This is a genomic window from Candidatus Pelagibacter bacterium nBUS_44 (assembly GCF_051200895.1).
In the GTDB taxonomy this organism is placed as follows: Bacteria; Pseudomonadota; Alphaproteobacteria; order Pelagibacterales; family Pelagibacteraceae; genus Pelagibacter.
Map to the genome: position 1 here is coordinate 346,687 of NZ_CP172838.1, position 19,531 is coordinate 366,217.

Below are 19,531 nucleotides of genomic sequence, written 5' to 3' on the forward strand. Positions count from 1 at the left end.
TATTTATATTTTTAAGACCTACGGTAGACAATCAAGATAAGTGTCCAGATCCCATTGAGTTGTTGCACCTAAAAATCTCTCCCATTCATCATTTTTATACCAATGAAATACTGTATACATTTCATCTGGCATAGCTGATTTAATAACTTCATCCTCAGCTAAACAATCAAGTGCTTGACCAAGACTTAAAGGTAATTTTTTAACTTCTTTTCCAGCTGCTTGAGCTTCGTACATACTTCGAGACTTCTGGTTTCCCTGGATCAATATTATTTGTTAGTCCATCATCAAAACATTTTAATAATCCAGAACCCATCAAATAAGGATTATGCATTGAGTCAACTGAACGATATTCAAATCTACCTGGCGCTGATACTCTTAATCCGCACGTTCTATTTTGATATCCCCAGTCTGCATAAACTGGTGCCCAAAAACCTGTATCCCATAATCTTCTATAAGAGTTTACTGTTGAAGATCCAATTGCTGTTAAAGCACCTAAGTGTTTCATTACACCACCAATAGCTTTTAACCCAACTTTTCCAGGCAATTGCACATCTTTAGTATCAGGCATAAATGTATTTTTTCCACCTTCTACATATGTGAATACATGGTCCATAGCTGGTAAAGATTTGTGAGACAATTTATTAACCACATCTTTTCCACCTGTCCATAAAGACATGTTTGTATGACAACCACTTGCAGACACTCCCATAAAAGGTTTTGTCATAAAGCAAGCAATCAGATTAAATTCTCTTGCAACTTGAGCACAAATTTGTCTGTAAGTTGAAAGTCTGTCTGCATTTCTTAAAACATCATCATACATCCAGTTTAATTCTAATTGACCAGGTGCATCCTCATGATCACCTTAAATCATGTCAAATCCCATTGCTCTGGCATATTCAAAAACTTTCATGAAAACTGGTCTTAAAGATTCAAATTGATCTATATGATAACAATAAGGTTTTGAAAAACCTTTACCAGTTGGGGTGCCATCTTCATTTTTTGTTAGCCACATCATTTCTGGCTCAGTCCCAACTCTTAATTGATATCCATGTTTTTTCTTAAATTCTTCAGCATGAATTCTTAAATTTCCTCTACAATCCGAAGTTAAATGAGCACCTGGATTTTCTCTTTCTTCTCTGTTTCTAAAACATGTAACAAACACTCTTGCTACTTTTTTATCCCAAGGAAGTTGGCAAAATGTTTCTGGATCAGGGATACCTACAAGCTCTTTTGCTTCAGGACCGTAACCAATATAATTACCATGACGATCTGTAAATAAGTTAGCTGTTGCTCCATAAACTAATTGAAAACCTTTTTCACATGTTCTTTCCCAATGATCTGTAGGAATTCCTTTTCCAACAACTCTGCCTGTGACAGATATGAATTGAAAAAAAATGTACTCAATACCAAGTTCATCTATTTTAGATCTAACTTGTTTAACTAGTTTTGCTCTGCCAGGTTGGTTAACGTGTTTATCTAGATCTGTCATTTTGCTACCCTCCAATAAAATTTTTATACCGAACGTTAACTGAAAAATATTATAGTGTCTAGGAGTCTTGATTATAATAATTATATATAATTTTTATAAGTAGTAATTTAAAATTAACTCCAAGGAAACGGACTGTTAGAAGTTGGGTGAAGCTCACCTTTCTCGTAACGGTTGAATCTAAAAGGTTTAAGTAAATCACTTTCAGTTCCAAGAATTTCTTTTGCAACAAGTTCTCCAACACCAATCATTTTATAACCGTGATTAGCGTCTGCAATCATATAAACATTTTCTAAAAATCTATCAAAGATTGGAAATGAGTCTGGTGTCATACATCCTAGACCACCTGACGGACCTTTTCTGTACAAGTCTGATTTTCCTTCAAATCTTTTTTGACAATGAGCTAAAGCAGAACACCACATATCATTAAAAGCTTCTGTAGTTTGGAACTCAGGAGACTCTAATCCGTATGGATCAACATTAACTTTATCAAAATGTTTATCAACTATGTAAGGAGAAGTTCCGCCTTGAACACCCAAACCTTCAATATCAGGTTTGTAATAAATTCCCCAAATTTTATCTGTGATTAATTTTTTTGTTTTATCCGAATATAATGGTGCAGTTGAGTCCACATGGATCACTGGCGGTTGTTTTCCGTTATTCATTTTCAAAAAGTCTGGCTCAACACCAATTACGCCTTCTTGAAGCATCCAATATGTCCACATATCAGTTTCGTGCATTTTACCATCTTTTCCTTTGATGTTTGCAGTTTTAGGAAGCTCTAACATATTCCAAAAATCTCTAGCCCATGGACCTGCGCCTATAACCACTTGTTCACACTCTATAGTTCCTTTATCAGTTTCAACACCAGTAACTGCTTTACTATTGCTGCCTCTTTTAAATCCATTAACCGTTACGCCCTTCATTACTTGTACGCCATTTGAAGTAGATTTATTTTCTAGAGCTTTAATAGAGTCCTTGTTAAATGCGTAACCACCTTTTTTTTCATGAAGAACTGAAGTGATACCTTGAGCTTGCCAATCATCAAACATACCCTTCATGTAATTCGTACAATCTTTTTCACCTTCAATAAATTCTGATTCGTATCCAATAGCTTTTTGTTGTTCATAAATTGTTGAAACATCTTCGTGCATTACTTCTGGTGAGATTTGTAGATATCCAACAGCATTATATTTAAAAGCTTTAGGATCACTTTCCCATACAGAAACTGAATGAGCCATTAATTCTCTCATAGCTGGTTGAAAATAATTATTTCTTACAACACCACATGCAATTCCACTTGCTCCAGCTGCAATATCATTTTTTTCTAAAACTATAATATCGCCAGGATTTTTATAAGTTTCTGATAGCTTCCAAGCTGTGCTTAAACCATGAATTCCACCACCTATAATAACAACTTTAGCTTTATTTGGTAATTTTGTCATAATTGATAACAATAATAACAAAATGAATAGGGAGTGAAAGTATTATTTTTAGTACTAAAAAATATATATATAAATCATACAATTAAAATGGTTATAAAAAAAATGATTTAAATAGATTTTAAATAAACATAGAATTATGTTTATGAGCCACCAATACTACAAACCGGCAAAATCTAGATTGCAAAGAAGCGAACTTGCTGTTCCAGGCTCTTCACCAAAAATGTTTGAAAAGGCTTTAAGTTCAGCTGCAGATTATATTTTTTTAGATTTAGAGGATGCGGTTTCTCCTAATGATAAGATATCGGCTAGAGCAAATATTATTAAAGCTCTAAACGAAATGAACTGGAGAGAAAATGGAAAAACAATTTCAGTAAGAATCAATAGTCTTGATACACATTATATGTATAGTGATTTGGTAGAAATTGTTGAACAAGCTGGTGAAAATATTGATACTATTTTAGTACCAAAAGCAGGTACAAGTAGTGACGTCTATATGGTTGATTGTATGTTGACACAAATAGAGACTAATAAAAAATTTAAAAATAAAATTGGAATAGAGTGTTTAATTGAAACTGCTTTAGGTATGTCAAACATTAAAGAAATTGCAAAATCCAGTGAAAGACTAGAGGCTTTGCACTTTGGTGTTGCAGATTACGCAGCTAGTTTACGAGCTAGGACTGTTGTGATTGGAGGATTAAATCCCGATTATCCTGGAGATCAATGGCATCATGGATTGTCAGAACTAGTAATGACTTGTAGAGCTTATGGTTTAAGAGCAATTGATGGTCCTTTTGGAGATTTTAACGATCCTGAAGCTTATATTGCTGCTGCAAAACGTGGAGCTGCAATCGGCATAGAAGGTAAATGGGCAATACACCCATCGCAAATTGAACTTGCTAATAAAGTTTTCTCACCCCCAGAGACAGAAGTCAATAAAGCAAAAAGAATTTTAGAAGAATTAGAAAAAGCAGCTAAGGAAGGTAAAGGAGCCGCTCAACTTGATGGTAGAATGATTGATGCAGCATCAGCTAGAATGGCAGAGAATATTGTTAATATTGATAAATTAATTAATAAAAAATAGCTATGGATATTCACGAGTATCAAGCAAAAGAAATTTTATCTAGTTTTGGAGTGACAGTACCAAGAGGTGGTATTGTTTATAGTCCAGAGACCGCCGAAAATAAGGCCAGAGAAATCGGTGGATCAAAATGGGTTGTTAAAGCGCAAATTCATTCAGGTGCCAGAGGAAAAGCAGGGGGAATAATTGTTTGCAATTCTCCTCTTGAAGTTGCTCAAGCAACAGACAAATTACTAGGTAAGAAACTTGTAACAAATCAAACAGGACCTGAAGGTAAAATAGTTAATAGAATTTATATTGAAGAAGCAACAGATATTGAAAAAGAATTATATCTAGGATTAGTTTTTGATAGAAGCTCAGAAAGTATAATGGTTGTAGCCTCAACAGAAGGAGGAATGAGTGTTGAGGAAATTGCTAAAGATAAACCTCAGTCAATCATTAGATCAAAAATTGAAGTTGCAGTTGGTATTCAGAACTTTCAAGCAAGAGAGCTTGCATTTGGATTAGGTATTGAACCAGAATTAATTAGAAGAGCATCAGAAACTATTGTTGGTTGCGCAAAAGCATTCAGTGAACTAGACGCAACAATGGTTGAAGTAAATCCATTGGTGATTTCAAAACAAAAACAAATTTTAGCTTTAGATTGCAAAATGAGTTTTGATAATAACGCAATGTTTAGAAGAGATAAAGTTTCTGAATTAAGGGACAAGACTCAAGAAGATGAAAAAGAAGTTTACGCATCGGATAGAGGTTTAAATTATGTGAGTTTAGATGGAAATATTGGAAACATTATAAACGGTGCGGGTCTAGCTATGGCATCTATGGATATGATTAAATTAGCAGGAGGTGAACCAGCTAATTTTCTCGATGTTGGCGGAGGAGCTACCCCTGAAAAAATAGTTAAAGCTTTTAAGTTAATTACAATGGATAAAAAAGTTAAAGTAATTTTAGTAAATATTTTCGCAGGAATAAATAGGTGCGATTGGGTTGCAGAAGGAATAGTGCAGGCATTAGAAAAGATTGAAATTAAAGTTCCATTAGTAATAAGGTTAGCTGGAACGAATGTTGAAAAAGGAAATAAAATTCTTCAAGATAGTAAGTTAGATTATATTGAAGCAGATACACTGGAGGATGCTGCAAATAAAGCGGTAGCAGCATTAAAATAATCAGATGGCAGTATTTATTGACAAAGACACGAAAATTTTAATTCAAGGGTTCACTGGAAAAATGGGAACTTTTCATGCTGAAGAAATGATAAAGTACGGATCTAATCTTGTTGGTGGTGTTACTCCCGGAAAAGGTGGTCAAAAGCATTTAGATAGACCAGTGTTTAACACTGTGAAAGATGCCGTTAAACATACAGGAGCGACAGCATCAATATTATTTGTTCCACCAGCTTTTGCTGCCGACTCTGCAATGGAAGCCGCTGATGCAGGTATTAAAACTTGTGTAGCTATTGTAGACGGAATTCCCTCACATGACATGATTAGAATTAAAAGATATATGCGAAGATATTCTAGAACAGAAAAAATGACTTTAGTTGGACCTAATTGTGCAGGAATAATTAGTCCAGGTAAATCTATGTTGGGAATTATGCCAGGTCACATTTACAAGGAAGGTAGAGTTGGTATTATTAGTAGATCTGGAACTTTAGGATATGAAGCAGCACAACAGTTAAAAAACTTAAATATAGGTGTCTCCACCAGCGTAGGTATTGGCGGAGATCCAATTAATGGAAGTTCTTTTAGAGATATTATCGAAAAATTTGAAACTGATAATGAAACTGACGCAATCTTAATGATAGGTGAAATAGGTGGGCCACAAGAAGTTGCGGCAGGTGAGTTTGCAAAAGAAAATATGAAAAAACCAATAATTGGTTATATAGCAGGCTTAACTGCACCAAAAGGAAGAGTAATGGGGCATGCTGGTGCAATAGTTTCAGCTTATGGAGAGAGTGCAATTGAAAAGGTAGAACTTTTAAAAGAATGTGGCGTAACTATTTCTAAAAATCCATCTGTTATGGGTGAAACAGTAAAAAAAGTGTTAAATAATTAAACAAATTAACCTTATATCTTTAGAAAAAAACCAAATATTCAAAGTTCTAAATTTTTTAACTTTTGTATGTATTCATCAAATTCTTTTACGAATGCATCAGTTGGCTTAATGTTTTTTTTTCTTTGATCTGTTGATGTTTTTTCTAAATAGAAAAAATTATTTTCACATGCTTCATTAATTATTAATGCAGATTTAGGTCTAGAAGTTTTGAATAGTTTTGTTTTAAGTTCTTCAACTGATAGTTTTTCACCTTGTTTATAAGAATTCATAACCAGTAGCATCATGTGATAATGTGATGGTGATTTTCGAAAAAAATAATTACTAGAACTATGAGAGTGTCTCACTTGATCCTCCCAAAATTCCAATAAGTCTTTTGTTCCTTTCATTTAAGCTCTAACTTTAGATTTTGTTGGATCATAAAAAGGAAAAGGTATAACTTTTGCACCAATTCTTTTTTGTTGACCATCTAATTTACCTATTTCAACCTCTGTACCAACCTCAGAATACTTTACATCAATTCTGCAAAGTGCAATATTTTTTCCAAGTTTAGGAGAAAGCATTCCACTTGTTATTACACCAATTTGTGCACGACCAACATGAACACAATCACCATGAACAGCTGGCTCATGTCCAATTAATTCTAAGCCTATTAATTTTTTTTGTGGATTAGCTTTTCTTTTAATTAATTCCTCTTTACCAATGAAATCGTCTTCTTTGGTTTTTAGAGGAACTGTAAAACCAATTCCAGCTTCAAAAGGATCTGTTTGATCATCAAATTCATATCCATAAAAAATCAGTCCCGCTTCAATACGAACCATATCTAAAGCCTCTAAACCTAAAGGTGTGATGTTAAACTCTTTTCCAGCTTCCCAAACTTTATCCCAAACTTCACTAGCATCTTTTGGATGACACCAAATTTCATAACCAAGCTCACCTGTATAACCTGTTCTTGATATTACAATTGGTGTTCCTGTTTCATGATCTATTCTTGCTATATTGAATCTAAACCATTCAAGTTCAGTAATGGATGGCTGTATTGGTGCTGTCCAAACAAATTTTTCTAAAATTTTTCTACTATTTGGACCTTGTACGGCAATATTATGAATATGGTCTGTTGCAGATTTAATCCATACTTTATAGTTTTTCTTTTTAGCCTGTTCTTTTAACCACTCACCACTGTATTCGTCTCCACCAATCCATCTAAAATTGTCTTGACCAAATTTAAATAAAGTACCGTCATCCAACATACATCCATTTTCATAACACATCGCAGTGTAGACAACTTGACCCACTGATAATTTTTTCACATTTCTAGTTAAAGTATACTGCATTAAATTTTCAGCATCAGGTCCTAGGATTTCAAATTTTCTAAGTGGAGATAGATCAGTTGCAATCGCACTTTCTCTACAAGCGTTGTATTCTTTTATTGTTCCTGAATTAGTAAAATTATTAGCTAACCAAAAACCTTTATACTCAACAAAGTTTCTTGTCAGTTCAGATGTTTTTTTGTGAAAACCTGTTTCCTGAGTTAGTTTTGGTTCAGAGTTTGTTTTCATTCTAAATGCAATTGCTTTTGAATATTTTTTATCCTTACCATAAGTTCTAACAAATATATCAGTAGGGTTCCAACCATTTGCGGCATCAACATCGCAAGGACAAGCAGAAGATACACAGGTTAAGTCTTTTAAAGCTCTAAATAACACATAATCTCCAGGTCTTGACCAAGGCTCATCAAATGTTGCAACATTATTTGCATCAATTGCTGTGTTAAAAAAAAGGTTTATAGCTGACCAGCTTTTTCTTGAATTGATATCATATTTTTCTAATCCTTTATTAAAGTTATCAGTGCAATTTATATGTCCCATATAACCTAAATCTTCGTAGTATTTTGAAGTGCAAGCTAGATTAAACGTATCATGTCTTCCAACAGTATCCCTAACCACTTCAACCATTGCTTCATGATTTCCATCATAGAATTTTGAAAACAAACCTGGTCCAGGGTAAGCACTACCCATAAAGGTTCTTGTTGCTTTATCATCAATAATACTTTCTATGCCGTCATTTAGCTTATGAGTATCAAAAGCTAAAAAATCTGAACATTGTCTTCCACCTGGATCAATTATTTGAATATATTCTCCAGCTTTTACTTCATAAGTTTCTGCAGTTCTTCTTTTAACAAGTTGTTCAGTTATTGGGTCGCTTAGTGGATCTGGTAACACAAATTGTTCATCTGACTCAGAAAATTTTGCTTTATTTAAAAAAATTGTTAAATCAGTAGGTGGGTTTTGTTCATGAACATTTAAAGGATCACCTGGAGCAGCTATTAAAACTAAACACTTGTCTTTTGAAGATAAAGTTATTTTTTCACCCATTAAACAATCTTCATTAAAAATAATTGAAGACTTTGCTTTATTAAGTTCTAAATTTTTTTTCTTAAAAATTTTTGAAATTTTTTCATCAGCAACTATGGCTTTTTTTGAAAAATCTGCATTTGAGTTTTCTTTTAAATTTAAAATTGATAAATCTACTTTACCTTTTGAATCAAAAACAACTATTTCACAAATTTGTTTTCCTTCTTCATTAATGATTTCTATTTTATCTTCTGGTAAAACTTCTATTACAGAAAGACCGCCACCTTTAACAAAATATCTTTCAACTCCAGGTGGTAAAATTCTTAATCCAGGGTTTTTTATATTTAAACTTGTTAGCATTAAAAATTATTATTAATTAATTCTAACAACACTAATTCAATAAGTAAAACATAGTGATAATAAAAATTAGTTATATTTTTTATAAGTTTACTTTATTGACTATAAGTTTGAATAGTAACATACTTTATTTATTAATATTAATGGATAAAGGGGAAATAATGAAAAAAATAATGTCATTTATATCTGCTTTAGTTATTTCTGTTGTAAGTTTTACAGGAATTTCAAATGCTGCAGATAGCAAGAAACCTATCGTAATCCCAACTCATAACTGGTCAAGCCAAATTGTTATGGCTTATGTTATTGGTGGAATTTTTGAAAGTATGGGTAACAATGTTAAATATGTTAATACTGACTCACAGGCAGTTTATGAAGCTATTAGAATTGGTGATGTAAGCATATCTCACGAAGTTTGGGAATCTGCTTTTGGTAAGTCATTTACTACAGCTCTTGACAAAGGTGGTTTGCTTGATTGGGGAGATCACGAAGCAAGAACTCTAGAGGATATGGGTTACCCTAACTGGGTTACTGACAAAGGATTATGTCCTGGTCTACCAGATTGGACTGCTCTAAAAAATCCAGCATGTGCTAAAAACTTTGAAACACCTGACTCAGGTGGAAAAGGAAGAATGCTTGAAGGTCCACAAACTTGGCATGGAGACTTGATACCTCAAAGGGTTGACGCTTTAGGTCTAGGAGATCTTTGGACAGTTAAATTTGCTGGAAGTGCAGATGCACTTTGGGCAGAATTAGCAGCAGCTAAAAAAGAAGGAAGAGGAACTATTATCTTCAACTGGACACCAAACTTTACAGACGGTGCTGGTTTTACATTTATAGACTTCCCTCCATATACTGCTGGTTGTAGACCAGAAGATGGTGGTGATGGTAAATGTGGTTCGCCAGATGGTTATTTGAAAAAAGCTGTAAATGCAGATTTTCCAAAAACTCATCCAGCTGCAGCTGCAACGTTTAAAAAGATGTCATTCTCTACAAGTCACATTGGAGCAATGGCAGCTTTAGTTGACACTGACAAAATGACTCACGAAGATGCAGCTAAAAAATGGCTTGCAGATAACAAGTCAGTTTGGTCTCCTTTTACTAAATAAGGATTAAGCTAAATAATTTAAAATCTCCCCCAACAATGTTGGGGGGGATTTTTTTATAAGTTAAATTTCTTTAAATATTTAAATTATTGATAGATTTAAAAATGAAAAAATATTTTATATATGCATTTATATCATTACTTTTTTTTAATTTTTCATCAGCACAAGATGTAAATATAGAAGAAGATATTAAACTTAGTTTTGCATGTGATTTAGAAAAAAAAATACTTAAGAATTCAGAATACAATTACCAAACTTTCCTAGCTAAAGATTTAAATGAAAAAAGTTTAGATAAATTTGAAATTAATGCAAAACAGCCAGAGACACTTTCGATTAATGGATTATCTTTGTTTCTTTCAAAAAAAGCGGAATTAAATGTGAAAGTAGTCAACAAAGATGTAGTTTTGTTTAAAGCAATTGATGATAAAAATAATTACTCAGAGTCAGGCATTATAGATAGAAAATCTGGTGAATTAATTCATGAAATTACAAGAAATATTGAAAGCGACAATTCTGAAAAAGATATTTCTTTTTATTCATGTAGAAAAAATGAGAAAAAAATCTAATTTTTCATCTAATTTTGTGTAAGATAAAACAATGAAAAAATATCTTATTTATATCGTTTTAAGCTTTTTGTTTACATCATTTGCTTTGGCACGAAGCACTGGATGTAAAGAAGGAAACTGCGACAATGGATTTGGAAAATGGGTTTATACAGACAAAACAATGTACGAAGGTGAGTGGATTCAAACTCAAAAACAAGGTCAAGGAACTGAAACTTGGCCAAATGGATATATTTATAAAGGTGAATTTAAGAATAGCGAATGGAGTGGCCAAGGAATTTTAACTTTTCCTGACGGTTCATTTTATGAAGGAGAATGGGCTAATGGTTTTATGAATGGTGAGGGAAAATTTACCTGGTCTGATGGAAAAGAAAAAATAGGAATTTGGAAAAATGGTAAATTACAAGAATAGTTAAAACAATGATGACTAATAGATATTTAAATAATCTAATAAAATTCCCCAAACAAGTTAGACAAATTGGAGGCCTTATCTCTATAATAGTTGTTGTGATTTTATCTTTTGCTATTTTAAATATTTTTTTCAGTCAAGGTGATGAATTAGTAGCCAAGATGAAAATAGAAGAAGAGAGAATTGCAAATGAAAGAAAATTAAATAAATTAATCTCAAATCTACCATCAGGTATTTTGGTGTCTTTTGATGGAACTGATCATTATAAACTATCTGACAAGTTATACGAGGCAGTTTGCAATGCAACTAAGCTTATTCCTCAACGTGCAATTATGGGTGCTAATTTTTTGAATTATAAAGCACACGAAATTTATACCATTAACGGTAATCAAATTGATGAAACGTTTGTCAAATGGGATGTAGAAAAAAATAAATGCTTTGCTGGCTATACAGTAAGCGGAAAAAATGTTGGGGTAAATGAAACAATTACTGTCAGTGGTGAGGCTTTAAGTTTTTTAAGTACTGGAATTGATACAAGAGTTTATTTTATTAAAAATTTTTAAGGAGAAAAAACAATAAATATAAATAATTTAAAGTGTATTTTATTTTTATTTCGTATAACTTGTTAAGACATTATGAGTGATGCAGTAATTAAATGCGAATCTGTATATAAAATTTTTGGCCCAAATGCCGAAAAGATGCTTCAAGAATCAAATGGAAATGTAGACGCTAAAATATTTCAAGAAAATGGATGTATAGTAGGTGTAAATAATGCTTCCTTTGAAGTTGCAAAAGGTGAAATGTTGGTGGTTATGGGTTTATCAGGCTCAGGAAAATCTACATTACTGAGATGTATTTCAAGATTGACAGAGGCAACTGGTGGAAAAATATTTATAGAAGGTCAAGATTTACTCTCATTAAAAAATAAAGAACTAATTGATATTAGAAGAAATAAGATGGGAATGGTTTTTCAAAGTTTTGCTTTACTTCCTCATAAAACAGTTGTGGAAAATATTGCTTTTCCACTTCAAATCAAAGGAATTAAAACTCAAGACAGTATCAACAAAGCTATGGAAATGGTTAAACTTGTTGGTCTTGATGGAAGAGAAAACTATTTTCCAAGAGAGCTTTCAGGTGGACAGCAGCAAAGAGTTGGTATTGCACGATCATTAGCAGTTGAGCCTGATATTTGGTTTTTAGACGAACCTTTTTCTGCGTTAGATCCATTAATTAGAAAAGAAATGCAGGATGAATTTTTAAGACTTCAAGAAAAATTACAAAAAACGATTATGTTTATTACACATGATTTTGATGAAGCTTTAAAGCTTGCCGATCGTATTGCAATTATGAAAGATGGAATAATTGAACAGCTAGATACTCCAGCTAACATCGTATTAAATCCAGCAACAGAATATGTAAGAAAATTTACAGAAGAAGTACCTCGAGAAAAAGTTTTAAAAATAGGAGATGTAATGGAAAAACCACATAATGAAAATTTAAGTGATTTAAGAGTTTCAAAAAATGAAATAATTGAAGATGTGGCTGAAAAAATTTTAACTCAAGAAAAATCTGTAAGTGTTACGGACGAAAATGATAAAATTGTTGGAACCGTTCACCCTTCAAAAATAATTCATACTGTTTTTTCGAGGGAGAAAAAATAGCGATAAAATATGGAATTATTAAAAAAATATCCAAAATTATTTCAATGGTTATTTTTATTAGTCGTATTTTTTGTCCTATGCTTTGCAATTGATGTTCCTGAAACTTATAAATTTATAAGAGGTCAAGCCGAATTTATTAAAGATCCAAATCAAAGCACTTACACACTATTTGGTGCTGAAGTAAGATATTATGCATTCGACGTCTTTTGGAGATTGCCTCCTTTACTAGGATGGTTGCCTATATGGATAAATGACTCGTTATTTTTCTTAATGAATGAGTGGATGCCAATGGAATTTTGGAATGAAGATACTCAAGAATTTAAAACACGACCTTTAGTTTTGCAAATAACAAGAAATTTAACTTCATTTATGACATTTCTCATAGAATTAATTAGAGAGATTTTGTTAGGCGGCATGGAAACTGTTGTTACATTTACTAGTTGGGATTGGATTGATGCAAACCCATGGGCAGAACTGCCAGGATTACCTTGGACAATCGTTGCAGCGGGTGCAGCAATCTTGGGTTACAAGCTAAGTGGTAAGGGCCTAGCTATATTTGCGGGTTTAGTAATGATTTATATTTCCATTTTTGGTCAATGGAAACCTTCCATGCAAACGCTTTCTTTTATATTGGTGGCAGCACCACTTTCTTTTATTTTTGGTTTGAGCTTAGGTATCATGGCGTTCAAAAGTAAACGAGTTGAAAAAACCTTATATCCAATACTTTTAGTTATGCAGACTATGCCACAGTATGCAGTATTAGTTCCAGCAATTGTTCTTTTCGGTATAGGCGATCATGCTGCTGTTATTATCACTATGGTTGTTGCTGTTCCACCAATGATATTATTAACTTTGTTAGGTCTTAGAGGAATACCTCCTGAAGTTATTGAAGCTGGTAAAATGAGCGGATGTACTAACTGGCAACTTATGCTTAAAGTATTAATCCCAACTGCAAGAAGAGATATCTTAATTGGAGTTAATCAAGTAATCATGGTGTGCTTCTCTATGGCAGTTATTTCTGCTTTTATAGGTGCTAAAGGTTTGGGATTTAATTTATTGTTAGCATTAAATCAATTGAATATTGGATTAGCATTAGAAGCTGGCTTATGTATTAGTTTGATTGCAATACTGTTAGATAAAATGTCTTTAGCTTGGGCAAATAAGCAAATAGATTATTTTGGCAACCTAACTTTTTTTCAGCGTCATAAAAATTTATTATTTTTTGCTGTCGCAGTATTAATTGGAATTATATTTTCTTATGTTGGATCTTTTTACTTTAAAGAAGGTTATAATTATTTATTTGAAATTCCACACAACAAAGGAATATCAACAGCAGACTTTTGGAACAGAGGTGTGGATTGGATTTGGGATACTTTCTTTCAAACTTTAAAAATATTTAATACTTGGTTAATAGTGGATGTTCTTCAACCAATGAGAGCTTTATATTTAAGAATGCCAGCTGTTGCTACTTTAGTATTAGTTGTTGGAGCTGGTTACATAATTGGTGGAATTCGTTCGGCAATGGTAGTTGGTGCACTAACTTTGTTTATAGCATTAAGTCCATGGTGGGACAGAGCTTTAGTTACAACATACATGGCAACTTTTGGAGTTATTATATCTTGTATAATTGGATTTACTGTTGGAACTTTATCTTTTCAGAACAAGCGTACTACAAATTTTATGTTGGCAGTTTGTGATATTTTTCAAACATTCCCTTCATTTGTATACTTAATTCCAGTAATGATGCTTTTTGGAGTTACAGATACATCGGTGTTAATTGCAGTAGTTGTTTATGCAACTATACCTGCAACAAGGTACACTATTGAAGGCTTAAGAAGTGTTCCAGCTGCTTTGCATGATGCAGCTTCAATGTCAGGTGTAACAAAACTACAACGATTATTGAAAATAGAATTTCCTTTAGCATTTCCTCACATGATGCTTGGTTTAAATCAAACAATTGTATTTGCTTTATTTATGGTAATTATTGGAGCATTTATTGGAACAGAAGATTTGGGACAATATATTTTAAAGGCTTTATCAGATAAAAAAGGTGCTGGTATAGGTTTAACACTTGGTCTTTGTGTTGCTTTTATTGGATTGATATTTGATAATTTAATTCGAACTTGGGTAGATCAACGAAAAAAACATCTTGGTATAGATTAATAAAGATATTCAATATCAGAAAAACGATCTGTTGGAAAAATCCAATAAAATTCTAAAGTTTCTTTTCCAGTATTTTTTAAAGCATGTTTTGCATTTCCAGCTATATAAACCACATCGCCTTTTTTAACCTCTTCAAGTTCACCGGATTTGTTTAATGTTCCCGTACCATTAGTAACTATATAAATTTCTGCGGGTGAGTGATAATGAAGGATTAAGTCTCCACCTGGTGCGATTTCAGCAAAACCAAGAGAAAGTCCAGAACTTTCTGTATAATCAGAATCGATCAAGAATTTCCATCTTACACCTGGATACTTCTCTGTTGTTTGCCATTTCTGATCGGAAATAGATTTAAGGTTTTTTACAAACAACATATTTTTTTATTAACAGTACTACCAATCATTTTATGTAAGCCTTCATGGAATCATCCAATTCATCTAGCCATACCGTATGATGCAATGGAGATTTTTTTCCAGTAATTAAGGATTTATAACTATTATTTCTAAAAGTCATTATATCTTCATGTTTATGATGCTCCCATTCCATGAAAGTTTTATTAACTCCTTCAATGTCAAAATCTGGATAATCAGTAGCCTCAATAAGTTCTTTTGTATAATCACCTTGAAACCAAATTTTTTGCTCATCATCTTTCAATGAGTCTTCTCTTTTTTTCCATTCAAGACTATTTTTTGTCATTTCTTTTTTTGAAGGTAATGAAATTTTTCCAAGAATATAATCTCTTGCATACCAAGCTTGAGCATCAAACATATTAAAAGTATAAAATTGATCTTGCATACCCAGGTACATCATTTTAGGATTAGACTCCCAAAATATTCCTTTATATAAATTAAGAGGCCATAATAAATTGCTTGTTTTTAATTTAAGCTCTTCTTCAAGAAAAGGAAAATGATGCAAATAACCTGTACATAGTATTATAGCATCTACCTTTTTTTTAGATCCATCTTTAAAGTGAACAGTGTTATCCGGATCAGCTTTTACTAACAAAGGTGCTTGAGTAATTCTATCTGGCCAATGATAATTCATTGGTGCAGTTCTGTGACTGATTGTTATAGATTTACATCCGTATTTGTAGCATTGAGAAGCAATATCTTCTGAAGAGTAACTAGTTCCTACAATTAAAATATCTTTGTTTTTAAATTCTAATGCATCTCTAAAATCATGTGCATGCATTACTCTTCCGCCAAAAGTGGAAAGTCCTTCAAACTCAGGAACATTTGGAGTACTAAAATGTCCAGAAGCACACACAACATAATCAAAATCTTCGCTATAAGTTTCCTTTTTGACTAAATCTTCAACTGAAACAGTGAATAGTTTACTATCTTTGTTGTAACTTACCCAACGAACAGAAGTTCTAAATCTTACTTGTTTCTTAAAATCTGATTTAGCAAGTCTACCACGTATATAATCTAAAATTACTTCTCTAGGAGGGTAAGATCCAATAGGCTTACCAAAATGTTCGTCAAAAGAATAATCTGAAAATTCAAGACATTCTTTTGGTCCATTAGACCAAAGATATCTGTACATACTGCAATGAACAGGCTCTCCATGTTCATCTGTTCCAGTTCTCCAACTATAGTTCCATAATCCACCCCAATCTTCTTGTTTCTCGAAGCAAACTACTTCAGGAATTTTTTCACCTTTTTTTTGAGCAGACTCAAAAGCTCGTAGTTGAGCTAAACCAGAAGGGCCAGCACCGATTATTGCTACTTTAGTCATAAAAGTTCTCCATTTGAAATTATTATATAATCTACTTTACTAACAAAATGTTAAAAATTACAATAAATAAATCTTATTACAGTAATATTATTGATATAAATCAAATGAGTAAATTTCGTAAAAATAAAGCTTTAAACTTCAGCTTATGAAAAAAATAGTTATAATTGGTGCTGGTGCAATGGGATCTGCTTTTGCAGTTCCATGCTTGGATAATAAAAATGATGTTACAATAGTTGGAACACATTTAGAAGACAACCTAATTGAAAGTATTAATTCTAACAATCATATTCATCCAGCACTAAAAACACAATTACCAAAAGAAATTAAATTTGAGCGATTTGAAAAATTACAAAATATTTTAAAACAAAATATTGACATTATAGTTTGTGGAGTAAGTTCAGTAGGTATTGAATGGTTTGTTCAACAAATTTCAAAAAATTATAAAAAGAAAACACCAATTGTATTATTAACCAAGGGTTTATCCATAGTAGACAACGAACTTTCTACACTTTCAGACAAAATTAAAAATCTTTTAGAAAAAGAAGGTCATTCTGAAATTAATATTTCAGCTATCAAAGGTCCATGTTTAGCTGCAGGATTAGCAAATAAAATGAGAACAGGAACAGTTATTGCAAATAAAAACTTAAAAGAATGTCAGTTCTTAAAAGAAACAATCTCAACAAACTATTACTCTACTGAAATCTCAGAAGATATAAATGGTATTGAGTTATCAGGAGCAATAAAAAATATTTACTCAATGCTAATTGGAGCATCTGAAGGTTTGAGCAATCCCAAAGCATCAAAAGATATTCAGTCAAAATATTTTTTAAATACTGCAGCATCTTTAATACATAGATCAATTTCTGAAATGGTCGAATTTGTTTCTAATTATGGGGGTAAAGCAGAAACAGTTTATGGTTTAGCGGGTCTAGGTGATTTGTATGTTAGCGCAATTGGAGGAAGAAATAGTTTGATGGGAAAATATTTAGGTGAAGGTTATTTATATAATGATGCTAAAGAAAAATTTATGAAAGATATTACTGTAGAAGGAGCTCAACTTGCCTTGGAAATTGGACCAAGAATATTAGAAGATCTAAATAGTAAAAATTTTCCGTTAATGTTTAGTATGTTAAATACTATTTGTGAAAATAAAAAATTAGAAATTAATTGGTAAATGAAATCAAATTGGAATTACCCAACAACTATGTGGGTCGGCAAAGATAGAGTTAATGACTTAAGTATTGCTTGTAAAACTTTAAATATAAATAAACCGTTGTTGGTTACTGATAGTGGTCTTGCTAAATCAAAAATTGTCACTGATGCTATCAATAATCTTAAAGATAATGGTATTTTAGTTGAATTATATTCAAATGTAGTGGGTAATCCAACTGGTGCTAATGTAACTGAGGGAGCTGATTATTATAATAAAAATAGTTGTGATGGAGTTATAGCTTTTGGAGGTGGTAGTGGTCTAGATGTTGGTAAAGCAATTGCATTTATGTCAGGTCAAACATTATCTATCTGGGATTTCGAAGATGTGGGGGATAATTGGACTAAAGCTAACTCTGAAAAAATAGCACCAATTATAGCTGTACCAACAACTGCAGGAACAGGATCTGAAACAGGACGTGCGTCTGTAATCTTAAATGAAGAAACAGGTGTAAAAAATATAATTTTTCATCCAAAATTTTTACCTTCAATCGTTATTTTAGATCCAATTTTAACAGTTGGACTTCCACCAAAAATTACAGCAGCAACAGGTATGGATGCCTTAGCGCATAATCTTGAAGCCTATTGCGCTCCAGGGTATCATCCAATGGCTGACGGAATTGCCCTAGAAGGTATAAGAATAATTAACGATTGGCTTTTAGAAGCTGTAAAAAATGGATCAAATATTGAAGCAAGACAGAATATGTTAACAGCAGCCAGTATGGGGTCAACAGCATTTCAAAAAGGCTTGGGAGCAATTCATTCATTAAGTCATCCTGTAAACGCCTTAAATAATATTCATCATGGTTTATCTAATGCAATATTTATGCCTTACGTGTTAACTTTTAATAAAGATGTAATAGAAAAAAAAATAATTAAAATTTGTGATTATTTAGAATTTCAAGATCGATCTTTTAATGGTTTTGTTAATTGGATTTTAGATTTAAGAAAAAAACTAGATATGCCTCACAAATTATCAGAAGTGATAGATGAAAAAAATTTTGATCTTAATAGATTATCAAAAATGGCATTAGCAGATCCATCTACGGGGGGAAATCCAAAAAAATTAACTGAAAATGATATGAAGATAATGTACCAACATAGTATGACTGGAGAATTGTTTAAATGAGTGATTTAAATATTTTAATAGTTGAAGGTAACATTAGAGAAGATAGTGAATTTTTTATTAAAGCAGCTGGAGCTTCTGCGGCAGATAATCTGAAAAATTTAATATTAAAGTTAGAACCTTTAGCTAATACAGAAATTGTAAATCCTGGTCATGATGATGAAACAATGAATGCTCTAAAAAATATGAGCAAGTATGATGGCATTGTGTTTACTGGTGGTGCAATGAGAATTAATGATATGACAGATGTAATTAAGAAACATATTAATTTTGCCTTTAATTGTTTAAATGAAAATAAGAAAATTTTAGCAATTTGTTGGGGATTACAGGTCTGCTCGACAGCAGCAGGAGGTAAGGCAAATCCTGGAAAAAATGGTGCTCATATTGGTATTGCATCAGATGTAATTATTAATAACGAAGGTCAGAAACATTTTATATATAAAGATAAAAAAAAAATTTTTACCTCACCAGCATTTAATTTTGATGAAGTAAGCGATCTACCAAAGAATGCCATTCTTTTATCAAGTGATAAAGTTAATAATGTAATGGGCGTTATCTTTAATGTGGGAAATTCTGAAGTAATTGGTTTGCAATACCATCCTGATTATGAGTACTTTCAGATGCTTAACCTTATTGCTGGACGTAAAGAAAGATTATTTACTAATAAAAATTTCTTAAATGAAGAAGAGTATCAGAGCCACATTTCATATATAAAATCTGAAGATGAATTATTAAATTTTAAAGATAGAACATGTGAAGTCAGAAATTGGCTTAATTATATAAAGAATTAA

17 protein-coding genes and 1 pseudogene are annotated in these 19,531 nt (G+C 32.1%); 12 read left to right on the forward strand and 6 right to left on the reverse strand.

From position 1 onward, the window contains the following. Nucleotides 1-18: 18 nt before the first annotated feature. Together ACIJYB_RS01830 and ACIJYB_RS01835 are read right to left on the reverse strand one after the other, a co-directional pair. Nucleotides 19-1,489 (reverse strand): annotated as a pseudogene (locus ACIJYB_RS01830) (glutamine synthetase family protein). A 113-nt stretch (nt 1,490-1,602) separates the two neighbouring features. Then, nucleotides 1,603-2,931 carry an NAD(P)/FAD-dependent oxidoreductase gene (locus tag ACIJYB_RS01835; protein ID WP_435151676.1) on the reverse strand — a complete coding sequence of 443 codons (1,329 nt, stop codon included), beginning with the start codon at nt 2,929-2,931 and terminating at the stop codon, nt 1,603-1,605. A gap of 142 nt (nt 2,932-3,073) precedes the next feature. Here ACIJYB_RS01835 and ACIJYB_RS01840 point away from each other — a divergent pair, with 142 nt between their 5' ends. The 3 genes from ACIJYB_RS01840 to sucD are packed head-to-tail and all read left to right on the forward strand — an operon-like array spanning nt 3,074 to nt 6,064. After that, entirely contained in the window at nt 3,074-4,012 is a 939-nt protein-coding gene (locus ACIJYB_RS01840; protein ID WP_435151679.1) for an HpcH/HpaI aldolase/citrate lyase family protein, read from the forward strand. 2 nt (nt 4,013-4,014) lie between these two features. Beyond that, entirely contained in the window at nt 4,015-5,175 is a 1,161-nt protein-coding gene (locus ACIJYB_RS01845) for a malate--CoA ligase subunit beta (protein ID WP_435151680.1), read from the forward strand. A gap of 4 nt (nt 5,176-5,179) precedes the next feature. Then, nucleotides 5,180-6,064 carry a succinate--CoA ligase subunit alpha gene (gene sucD / locus ACIJYB_RS01850; RefSeq protein WP_435151683.1) on the forward strand — a complete coding sequence of 295 codons (885 nt, stop codon included), beginning with the start codon at nt 5,180-5,182 and terminating at the stop codon, nt 6,062-6,064. A 38-nt stretch (nt 6,065-6,102) separates the two neighbouring features. Here sucD and ACIJYB_RS01855 read toward each other — a convergent pair whose 3' ends face one another. Beyond that, nucleotides 6,103-6,450, reverse strand: a complete 348-nt coding sequence (locus tag ACIJYB_RS01855) for a hypothetical protein (RefSeq protein ID WP_435086599.1) — start codon at nt 6,448-6,450, stop codon at nt 6,103-6,105. After that, a complete protein-coding gene (locus ACIJYB_RS01860; RefSeq protein ID WP_435151685.1) occupies nt 6,451-8,775 on the reverse strand; it encodes a DUF1989 domain-containing protein in 2,325 nt (774 codons plus the stop codon). A gap of 158 nt (nt 8,776-8,933) precedes the next feature. Between ACIJYB_RS01860 and ACIJYB_RS01865 the strand changes: the two genes are divergently transcribed. From ACIJYB_RS01865 to ACIJYB_RS01890, 6 genes are all read left to right on the forward strand, one after another. Beyond that, the gene (locus ACIJYB_RS01865) at nt 8,934-9,878 is read left to right on the forward strand and encodes an ABC transporter substrate-binding protein (RefSeq protein ID WP_435151688.1); all 945 of its coding nucleotides are present in this window, start codon (nt 8,934-8,936) and stop codon (nt 9,876-9,878) included. A 101-nt stretch (nt 9,879-9,979) separates the two neighbouring features. Then, nucleotides 9,980-10,441, forward strand: a complete 462-nt coding sequence (locus ACIJYB_RS01870; protein WP_435151691.1) for a hypothetical protein — start codon at nt 9,980-9,982, stop codon at nt 10,439-10,441. 31 nt (nt 10,442-10,472) lie between these two features. Continuing rightward, nucleotides 10,473-10,850, forward strand: coding sequence for a hypothetical protein (locus tag ACIJYB_RS01875; RefSeq protein WP_435151694.1), 378 nt, complete (start codon nt 10,473-10,475; stop codon nt 10,848-10,850). 11 nt (nt 10,851-10,861) lie between these two features. Further along, a complete protein-coding gene (locus ACIJYB_RS01880) occupies nt 10,862-11,410 on the forward strand; it encodes a hypothetical protein (RefSeq protein ID WP_435151696.1) in 549 nt (182 codons plus the stop codon). A 72-nt stretch (nt 11,411-11,482) separates the two neighbouring features. After that, complete coding sequence (locus ACIJYB_RS01885; RefSeq protein ID WP_435151699.1) at nt 11,483-12,508, forward strand: quaternary amine ABC transporter ATP-binding protein; 1,026 nt, start codon at nt 11,483-11,485, stop codon at nt 12,506-12,508. 9 nt (nt 12,509-12,517) lie between these two features. Continuing rightward, on the forward strand, nt 12,518-14,671 hold the full coding sequence (locus ACIJYB_RS01890; RefSeq protein WP_435151702.1) for an ABC transporter permease: 2,154 nt from the start codon (nt 12,518-12,520) through the stop codon (nt 14,669-14,671). Here ACIJYB_RS01890 and ACIJYB_RS01895 read toward each other — a convergent pair. Further along, nucleotides 14,668-15,042 carry a cupin domain-containing protein gene (locus ACIJYB_RS01895; protein WP_435151705.1) on the reverse strand — a complete coding sequence of 125 codons (375 nt, stop codon included), beginning with the start codon at nt 15,040-15,042 and terminating at the stop codon, nt 14,668-14,670. The genes ACIJYB_RS01890 and ACIJYB_RS01895 overlap by 4 nt on opposite strands. A gap of 25 nt (nt 15,043-15,067) precedes the next feature. Then, nucleotides 15,068-16,405: an NAD(P)-binding domain-containing protein gene (locus ACIJYB_RS01900; RefSeq protein WP_435151707.1), complete on the reverse strand. Its 1,338-nt coding sequence runs from the start codon at nt 16,403-16,405 to the stop codon at nt 15,068-15,070. Between the two features lie 145 nt (nt 16,406-16,550). Between ACIJYB_RS01900 and ACIJYB_RS01905 the strand changes: the two genes are divergently transcribed. From ACIJYB_RS01905 to ACIJYB_RS01915, 3 genes are read left to right on the forward strand one after another with little or no spacing between them, the layout of a single operon-like run. Further along, nucleotides 16,551-17,579: a 2-dehydropantoate 2-reductase N-terminal domain-containing protein gene (locus tag ACIJYB_RS01905; RefSeq protein ID WP_435151710.1), complete on the forward strand. Its 1,029-nt coding sequence runs from the start codon at nt 16,551-16,553 to the stop codon at nt 17,577-17,579. Further along, nucleotides 17,580-18,743 carry an iron-containing alcohol dehydrogenase gene (locus ACIJYB_RS01910; protein WP_435151712.1) on the forward strand — a complete coding sequence of 388 codons (1,164 nt, stop codon included), beginning with the start codon at nt 17,580-17,582 and terminating at the stop codon, nt 18,741-18,743. After that, entirely contained in the window at nt 18,740-19,531 is a 792-nt protein-coding gene (locus tag ACIJYB_RS01915; RefSeq protein ID WP_435151715.1) for a glutamine amidotransferase-related protein, read from the forward strand. Before ACIJYB_RS01910 ends, ACIJYB_RS01915 begins: the two co-directional genes overlap by 4 nt.